The 8,768-nt window shown below is 62.8% G+C and carries 6 protein-coding genes; all 6 read left to right on the top strand.

Features of this window, described 5'->3' with window-relative positions:
• Window positions 1–1,115, top strand: a 1,115-nt coding sequence (locus BRAS3843_RS10310) for an AMP-binding protein (protein ID WP_139024827.1), incomplete at its 5' end; no start/stop codon positions are given.
• On the top strand, window positions 1,112–2,083 hold the full coding sequence (locus BRAS3843_RS10305; protein ID WP_008968797.1) for an ABC transporter permease: 972 nt from the start codon (window positions 1,112–1,114) through the stop codon (window positions 2,081–2,083). The genes BRAS3843_RS10310 and BRAS3843_RS10305, both read left to right, overlap by 4 nt.
• Window positions 2,084–2,117: 34 nt before the next feature.
• Entirely contained in the window at window positions 2,118–3,134 is a 1,017-nt protein-coding gene (locus BRAS3843_RS10300) for a sugar ABC transporter substrate-binding protein (RefSeq protein ID WP_008968796.1), read from the top strand.
• A gap of 78 nt (window positions 3,135–3,212) precedes the next feature.
• The gene (locus tag BRAS3843_RS10295) at window positions 3,213–5,330 is read left to right on the top strand and encodes an SMP-30/gluconolactonase/LRE family protein (RefSeq protein WP_008968795.1); all 2,118 of its coding nucleotides are present in this window, start codon (window positions 3,213–3,215) and stop codon (window positions 5,328–5,330) included.
• Window positions 5,327–6,421, top strand: coding sequence for a hypothetical protein (locus tag BRAS3843_RS10290; RefSeq protein WP_008968794.1), 1,095 nt, complete (start codon window positions 5,327–5,329; stop codon window positions 6,419–6,421). The genes BRAS3843_RS10295 and BRAS3843_RS10290 overlap by 4 nt, the downstream gene beginning before the upstream one ends.
• Complete coding sequence (locus BRAS3843_RS10285; protein WP_008968793.1) at window positions 6,418–7,914, top strand: sugar ABC transporter ATP-binding protein; 1,497 nt, start codon at window positions 6,418–6,420, stop codon at window positions 7,912–7,914. Before BRAS3843_RS10290 ends, BRAS3843_RS10285 begins: the two co-directional genes overlap by 4 nt.
• Window positions 7,915–8,768 lie beyond the last annotated feature (854 nt).

The raw sequence follows: 8,768 nt of genomic DNA, 5'->3' as shown, positions 1-8,768 counted from the left end.
TCCTTGCGGCCGGCGGCCATGTCATCATCCCGTCGCCCTACAGCCTGAGAAGCCCGGAGGCCATCCGCGACTACTGGCGCACTGTGGCGCGCTACCGCGCGACCATCGTCAGCGGCGTGCCGACATCCATCGCCGCGCTTGCCGAGGTGCCGATCGGCAGCTGCGATATCAGCACGGTCAGGATGGCGCTGACCGGTGGCGCAGTGCTGCCAAAAGCGATCAGCGATCGCTTCCAGGCCCGGACCGGAATCAGGCTGTTCGAAACCTACGGCATGACGGAAACTGCCGCTGCGATCGCCTTCAATCCGGGACGGGGCGAACCGCTTCAAGGCAGCGTCGGCTTCCGGGCGCCGTTTGCGAAAACCAGGATCGTGGCGCTCGGGGATGCAGATATGGCCAGAGAGTGCCCGCCGCTCACCAGCGGCCTGGTGCTGGTCCAGGGCCCGCAGGTGTTTCCTGGCTATCTCGATCCCAAGCACAACCGCGGCGTCCTCACCGACGATCATTGGATCATCACCGGCGACGTCGGCTATCTCACCGAAGACCAGCGGCTGGTTCTCACCGGCCGGGAAAAGGATCTGATCGTCCGTAGCGGGCACAACATCGATCCGGCCGCGATTGAAGACGTCGCGAATGCGTTTCCCGGCGTGCAAATGAGCTCGGCGGTCGGCATGCCAGATGCCTACGCTGGAGAGGTTCCGATTCTTTTTGTGGTACCCTCGCCGAACCAGACCATCGATATCGCGCGGCTGCAGGAACATATCGAACTCAACGTCCACGAACCGCCTGCGCGGCCGAAGCGCGTCGTGCTGTTGGACGCGCTGCCGGTCACCGCCGTCGGCAAGATCTTCAAGCCGACGCTGCGCGACCTCGCCATCCAGGAGAAGGTGAGGACAGAGATCGAGCGCACCTTCGGCACGGCCATGCCTGCAGAGATCCATGTCGACAAGGATGACAGGCTGAACACGGTCGTCCGCGTCTCGGTCGGCTGCAACGACAAAGCACTGCTGAACCAGCTCGCGGAGAGCCTGTCCGCGCTGCCGCAAACCTATCGGATCGAGGGCACGTCGCCGGGCGCGTTCGCTCAATCCGGAGTCGATGAGAGCAAACGATGAAGCGTTTTCGGTTCAATCAGCAGGAAATCGTGTTCGTCGTCTTCGCGGCGCTGTTCCTCGCATTCTCGATCTTCCTCAACGGCTTCCTCACCGCCGACAACATGCTGACGCTGCTGCAGAACGTCGCCGTGCTCGGGATCCTCGGCCTCGCCATGGCGATCGTGGTGATCGGTCGCGGCATTGATCTCTCGCTGATCGCGACGCTCGCGGTCCCCGGCGGGCTCGTGCTGCAGATGGTGCAGAACGGGCACTCGCTCCCCGCTTCGCTGCTCGCCGCCGGCCTGCTCTCGATTGCGATCGGCCTCGTCAACGGCTGGCTGATTGCCTACGCCGAAGTGCCACCGCTGTTTGCAACACTGGCCACCGGCCTGTTCGTCGCGGGGCTCGGCCAGGCCGCGCTGTTCCAGCTCGACGTCGTGCAGTGGAGTGACGGCATGGCAGGGTTCGAACGGCTCGGGCAAGGCAGCATTCTCGGCATCCCCACCTCGATTGTGATGTTTGCGATCGCCTGCCTCGTGGTGTTCGTGCTGCTGCGCCGGACCCGCTGGGGCGCCTACATCTATGCCATCGGCGATAATCCTTTCGCCGCGCGCGTTACCGGTATTCCGTCGCGGCCGATTGTCGTGCTCCAATATGTGCTCGCGGCACTGATCGGCTGCTTCGCCGGCCTGGTGATGGCTGCATCCGTCAATTCAATGCCGACCCGTATCTTCAATTCGACCCTGATCTATGACGTCATACTCGTTGTGGTGCTCGGCGGGATCGGGCTGTCGGGCGGACGCGGTGGCGTCGTCAACGTGATCATCGGAACCTTGCTGATCGGGACCATGCTGAACGGCATGACCATCCTGAACATCCCCTATGCCGGCCAGAACCTGATCAAGGGCGTCGTGCTGCTGATCGCGGTCATCACGGACACGTTCCTAAATCCAAGAAACGAAGAAACTGCCCAACAAGGCGACATCTAGACAAGCAGAAAAAGCATCAAGCAAGGAGGAAACAATGCTGCGCGCTCATCAGTTTGCATGTGGGATCATTGCCGGATTGTCATTTACGAGCGTTGCCGTGCCGGCGCTCGCCCAGCAGGGGCTCGACGAGCCGTTCCAGAAATCCTTCCGCGAGGCGCTGGCCGGCAAGACGGTGGCCTATGTGCCGGTCGCCATGAACTTCGATCTTACCGAAGGCTGGTATGCCGGCCTGAAGAAAGAGCTCGAACCTTATGGAGTCAAATTCGAGATCCGCGACCCCAACTGGAACACCAATGCCGGCGCGCAGGCCGTCACCTCGCTGATCTCCGAGAAGCCTGCGGTCATGGTGATCCACAACCCTGACGTCCAGACCTACGCCAAGCTGCTGCAGCGCGCCGAGAATGAAGGCATCTACGTCATCCAGATCAATATGGGCTCGGCCTATCGCAGCTCGGCCTTTGTCGGCGCAAACTGGATCGAGATCGGCGAACGCCAGACCGAGGGCGTGGTGAAGGCCTGCGAGGGTAAATCGAACAAGATCGCAGTGATCCAGGGCGCGCTATCCGCCGCCGCCAGCGCCTACACGCTCAAGGGCGTCGAAAATGTCCTTGCCAAGCATCCGGAGATCAAGGTCGTCTCCAGCCAGGCGGCCGATTGGGATGCCGCGAAGGCCAAGGCGATCACGCAGACGGTCCTGAAACAGAATCCCGATCTCTGCGGCATCGTCGGCTTCTGGGACGGCATGGACATTGGCACCGCTGCCGCCATCAAGGAAGCCGGGCTCACGGGCAAGGTGTTCCTGGCGACATCAGGCGGTGGCGAACGCAAGGGCGCCTGTGAGCTGGTCAAGAATGGATCCTTCGACCTCGACATGAGCTACGACGTGCCGACACAAGCGGCGCAGATGGCCGGAACGATCAAGTGGCTGCTGTCGTCAGGCGCCAAGCCCGGCTCCATCAAGGGCTCAGAATACACGACGCTGATTCCGATCACCAAGGACAACGCCGACAGCCAGACGGCGTGCTGGAATCTCTCCGATCTGAAGAAGTAGTCCGCCACGCCGGAGCGCGTTCCATTTCCGGCGGAGCGCGCTCCATCCATGCAATCGGGAATGATCCACGGAAGGCAGATGCGCGAGACACTGACCAGGCTGCGATATCGATACTGGCCGGACCATCTCCTCGGCGAGATCCTGTCCAAGAGATGGACCGAAACCGCCGTTCCGGTGATCCTGCTGCTGATCGTCGGCTTCGCACTCAGTCAGTCGCTCGAGCACTTCCTGTCGCCGTCCAGCCTCGCCGACACGGCGCGGCAGGCCGGCGAGATCGGCTTCATCGGGCTGGGAATGGGGCTCGTCGTGATCGCCGGCGGCATCGACCTGTCGGTCGGCTCCATGTTTGCGCTCACCGACTTCTGTGCGCTTTACCTGCTTGATGTGCTGGAATGGCCCGTTCCCGCCGTGATTATCGCGACCATGGCCGTCGGCGGGCTGCTGGGCGCCGTAAATGGCCTGCTGATCGGATATCTCAGGCTGCGCGCCTTCATCACTACGCTGATCACCTTGATCATCTACCGCTCGGCGTTCGATCTCCTGATCCAGCGCTATTCGAACGCCATCGCATCGGCATTTCCCGATATTCCCTCATGGAATTTCATTGGCGGCGGAGACGTTCTCGGGGTGCCGAGCGTGGCGCTGGTGTACATCGTGGTCGCCATCTTCGGTCATATCTTCCTGACGCGGTTGCGGCCGGGCTGGCACATTACGGCGATCGGCGGATCGCGTCGCTCCGCCTATAACTCCGGAATCCCGGTGCGGCGAACGATCGCGCTGTGCTATGTCGCGAGCGGCGTGCTGACGAGCATCGGGGCCCTGTTCTTTGCCGCGCGTCTGGGCACGGTTGGAGGCGACATCGGCGTCGGCCTCGAGGTGATCGTTCTGACCGCCACCGTTCTCGGCGGCATCACGCTCGGCGGCGGCAAGGGTTCGGTGGTCAAATCACTGGTCGGCGTGCTGGTCGTGCTTCTGATTACCAACGGCCTGACGGCGATGAACGCGCGCGGCGGCGTCAACCGCATGGCGCTCGCCAGCATCCTGCTGGCGGCCGCGATGATCGACATCCGCTGGCAGAAGAACCGCACCCGCATCATCAGCAAGGTCTATGTCGCACCGACCTACCATGCGCTGCCCCCGCCACCTCCGACCGAAATCGGCCAAGGCGGACCGTTCGAGCAGAACGACAAGCTCCGTAACGTCACGCTGATCGGGCTCGGGCGGATCGAGGCGCCCGAGGACGTCATCCTCGACCGCAACGACGTGCTTTATGCCGGATCGCGTCACGGCGACATCATCCGGTTCTTCCCGCCCGATTACGAGAGCATGGAGGTCTTCGCCCATATCGGCGGCCAGCCGCTCGGCATGGCGTTCGACCGGCAGGATAACCTCTATGTCTGCATCGGCGGCATGGGCCTCTACCGCATCACATCCGACGGCACGGTGCAGAAGGCCACCGACGAGACCAACCGCAGCCTGTATTCGGTAAACGACGATAGCCGACTGCGGCTCGCCGATGACCTCGATATCACCGATGACGGGCTGATCTTCTTCTCCGAGGCGACCGTGCGCTACGAGATGGACGAATGGCCGGTCGACGGGCTGGAAGCGCGCGGCAACGGCCGCATCATCTGCTACGACACCAAGACCGGCGCGACGCACACCGCGCTGCGCGGGTTGAAATTCCCGAATGGCGTCGCAGTCGCGAGCGACGGGGAATCGATCCTGTTTGCCGAGACTTTCGGCTGCTCCATCAAGCGCTACTGGTTTGCCGGCCCCAGGAAAGGCGCCGTCGAGATCGTGATGGACAACCTGCCCGGCTATCCCGACAACATCAACCTCGCCTCCGACGGCAATTACTGGCTGGCGCTGGTCGGCATGCGCAGCCCATCGCTGGATCTGGCTTGGAAGATGCCCGGCTTTCGCCGGCGCATGGCCAAGCGGGTGCCGATCGACGAATGGTTGTTTCCAAACATCAACACAGGTTGTGTCGTCAAGTTCAACGAGCAGGGCAAGATCCTGGAATCCTTTTGGGACCTCAAGGGCGTCAACCATCCGATGATCACGTCGATGCGCGAGCACCGCGGCTATCTCTATCTCGGTGGCATCGCCAATAACCGGATCGGCCGCTTCAAGCTGGAGAATGCCGATCCCGACTTCGTGCACTACGACAAGCGCTGGAGGAAGCCGTCGTGATCGCCGCCATTAGCGCGTTCGCCAACCGCTTTCTCGGCCGCGGCGATGCGACCATCACTGTGCCATCGTTCGATGGCGCGCTGAAGCCGAATCAGCTGCTCGAGCAGGCCGAGACGCTGCTCGCATGCGACGCGCCGGAAGATCTTGCGGTCGACGGCGACGCGCTGCTGATCGCCGACGGGCCGAGGCTGGTGCGTTTGGCGGGATCGTCGCCGGCCGAGATCCGAACATTCGAGCGACCGATCTCCGCGCTCGCGATGCTTCCCGCCGGAGGATTGGCAGTGGCGCTCGGCGGAACGGAGGTTCGCGTCTACGACGACATCAAAGCCGGCACGCCGACGTCGGTGTTTACGGGTGATCTGAACGCCGTCAACGCGCTCGCGCATGCAGCCGATGGTACGCTGATTGCGACTGACGGCTCGATGGTGCGGGGTTTCAGCGACTGGGCCCGCGACCTGATGGAACTCGGCGCCACCGGACGCGTGTTCCAACTCGATCCAAAGACACGCACAACGAAGCAGCTCGCCAGCGGTCTTGGCTACGCCTTCGGCGCTGTTGCGGACGGCGGCGACGTGCTCGTCAGCGAGAGCTGGCGGCACCGCTTGATCGCGATCGCGCCAGACGGCGCCCGAACGACCGTGCTCGGCCGCCTCCCCGTCTATCCGTCGCGACTTGCACCGGCCGGCGGTGGAGGATTCTGGCTGACGGCGTTCATCGCCCGCACGCAACTCGTCGAGTTCGTGCTGCGTGAGACCGCCTTCCGCCGCCGCATGATTGCGGAGATCGAGCCGGACTATTGGGTAGTGCCGCGGCTCAGCTCCGGCCATTCGTTCAAGGAGCCGCTGCAGGGCGCGCATATCAAAACCATGGGAGTCATGAAGCCCTGGGCGCCGCCGCGGTCGTATGGTCTCGTCATCCGCCTCGCCGCCGACGGCTCGCCGCGCTATTCGCTGCACAGCCGCGCCGACGGGGTCAATCACGGCGTCGTCGCGGCCGTCGAGTTCGGCCGGGATCTCGTCATGATCGCCAAAGGACCGGGACGCGTCCTCAAGCTGCCGCTTGCGAGCCTCGATGAAGGGATCGGCGCATGAGCGAGATCATTCTGTCGCTGGCGAAGGCAACCAAGCTCTACGCTGGCGTGCCGGCGATCGAGAGCGTCGACTTTGAGCTGCGGCGCGGCGAGATCCACGCTCTGGTCGGCGAGAACGGTGCGGGCAAGTCGACGCTGACCAAGGTCATGGCCGGCGTCGTGACACTGACCTCGGGCGCCATGACTGTCGACGGTGTCGCGGTCGCGCCGAAGACACCGCTGGAGGCACGGCAGCTCGGGATTGCGATGGTGTTCCAGGAGAACAGCCTCGTGCCAACCATGACCGTGGCGCAAAACCTGTTCCTAGGCCAGGAGAAGCTCTACAACCGCCTCCGCGGTATCTACATCGCCGCCCAGCAGTTCCTGCAATCGCTCAACTTCGATGTGACGCCGACGGCGACGGTCAGCGGCCTTGGTGCGGCCAAGAAGCAGATGGTCGAGATCGCCCGCGCCGTGCTGCACAAGGCCAAAGTCATCATCTTTGACGAGCCCACGGCGACGCTGACGCCAGAGGAGAAGAAATATTTCTTCGATCTGGTACGCGATCTCAAAAAGCGCGGCGTGTCGATCGTTTTCATCTCGCACGCGCTGGAGGAGGCACTGCTGCTGGCCGACCGCATCACCGTGCTTCGCGACGGCAAGCATGTCGTGACCGACGACGTGTCGAAGTTCGATCGCACGCGCATCGTCCAGGCGATGGTCGGGCGCGATCTCTCCAACACGCTCTACGGCGCGCGCAAGGACAAGGTGCGCACCGCAGGACGGCGCGTGCTGTCGGTGCAGAATCTGAAGATGGCGCCGATGGTCAAGAACAACTCGCTCTCGGTGTTCGCCGGCCAGATCACCGGGGTGTTCGGCCTGGTCGGCGCCGGTCGAACCGAAACCTTCAAGATCGTGTCGGGCGTCATGAAGCGCGACTTCTTTCATGGCGGCGAGATCCTGCTCAACGACAAGCCGGTACGCTACCGCGCGCCTGCGCCGGCCGTGAGGGACGGCATCGCCTACGTGACCGAAGACCGCAAGGTCGAGGGCTTCTTTGAGACCGCCTCGATCGCACGCAACATCTATCTCGGCCTGCTCGCCAAGTTCCCGTCTGGACGGGCCTGGCTGTCCCGACGGGAGAGCAATGCGGTCGGAAAGACCTGGATCGAGCGCCTGAAGGTCCGCGCCACTGGCGACGACATCAAGGTGGTGGAGCTCTCGGGCGGCAATCAGCAGAAGGTCGTCATTGCCAAATCGCTGATCCAAGATCCGGAGCTGATCATCTTCGACGAGCCGACACGCGGCGTCGACGTCGGTGCGATCGTCGAGATTCACGAGCTGATTAACCGGCTGGCCGACGACGGCAAGGCTGTCGTTGTGATCTCCTCCTATCTACCGGAGATCATGGCGTTGTCGGATCGGATCCTCGTCTCTCGACAGGGCAAGGTCGTCGAGGAATTCTCTGCGCTCGAAGCGACGGAGGAAAAGATAATGTACGCGGCCATCCACTGATCGGCCGCCAAGAAAGAATTGGAACTTTAGGGCATCTCGCGCGGGAAAACCGGCCTGGCCGCCGTAATCGGACAGCCAGTGCACTGGGCGCTTGCCACGAACCGACAGGGATCAGTCGACGTAGTCTGAGGTCCCGCCTCCGCGCCTCCTCTAGAGTCGAATCCCGAGATTAGCGGGACCAGACTTCACATGGACACAATTCCCGCTGCAGGCCGTCCGGGAGTCACGGGGGCTGGGAGACGCGCCCGAACGGCCTGCTCACCGGGCGGTGCACCGCGTGGGACTACGGTGCTGCCCGAGGTCGAATCTGATGAGGTGCGATCCGCTGCGCGTACCTCAACTGAGCTGAACCCAGAGGGGCTCATGGCCACAGCAGCCTTGGCCGCCGCTTGCTACGCAAGCCCCCCATGCGTTGTGGCAGGGGGGACTAGCTTCGACGCCGCCCGAAGTACCGAAGGCAACCTCTCCGATGAGGGCTGCGGCAATCAATCGGCTATCTCAAAAGTGAGCCTCCTCGGGTGACAAAGTCCAAGTCCCATCGGCGCTGCAACCACAATAGCCGCGAACTTCTCTATGCCCCTGCAGTCCGTCACTCTTATCTGATCTCGCCTACCTACATTACCGATAGATTACGGCCGTCGCTGGCGAGACTCCGGGCACGCTGCAATCGAACAAAGGCAGGCCCGACTGCCTTATCAGCTCATTTTGGAATGGTTCATTCAGGCGACCGTTCGCAACGTATTTGACTGCCTGAAATTCCCTTAGAACATTGGTGTGATGCTCGCCCACATCCAGCGCCCAGACTATTGCACGTAAGCCTCTGGTAAGCGTTTGCACACAAATCCAGTCGGACC

The organism is Bradyrhizobium sp. STM 3843, assembly GCF_000239815.1.
Lineage (GTDB): Bacteria > Pseudomonadota > Alphaproteobacteria > Rhizobiales > Xanthobacteraceae > Bradyrhizobium.
The sequence above is the reverse complement of the archived record's forward strand: the minus strand, read 5'-3'. Positions and strand labels throughout refer to the sequence as shown.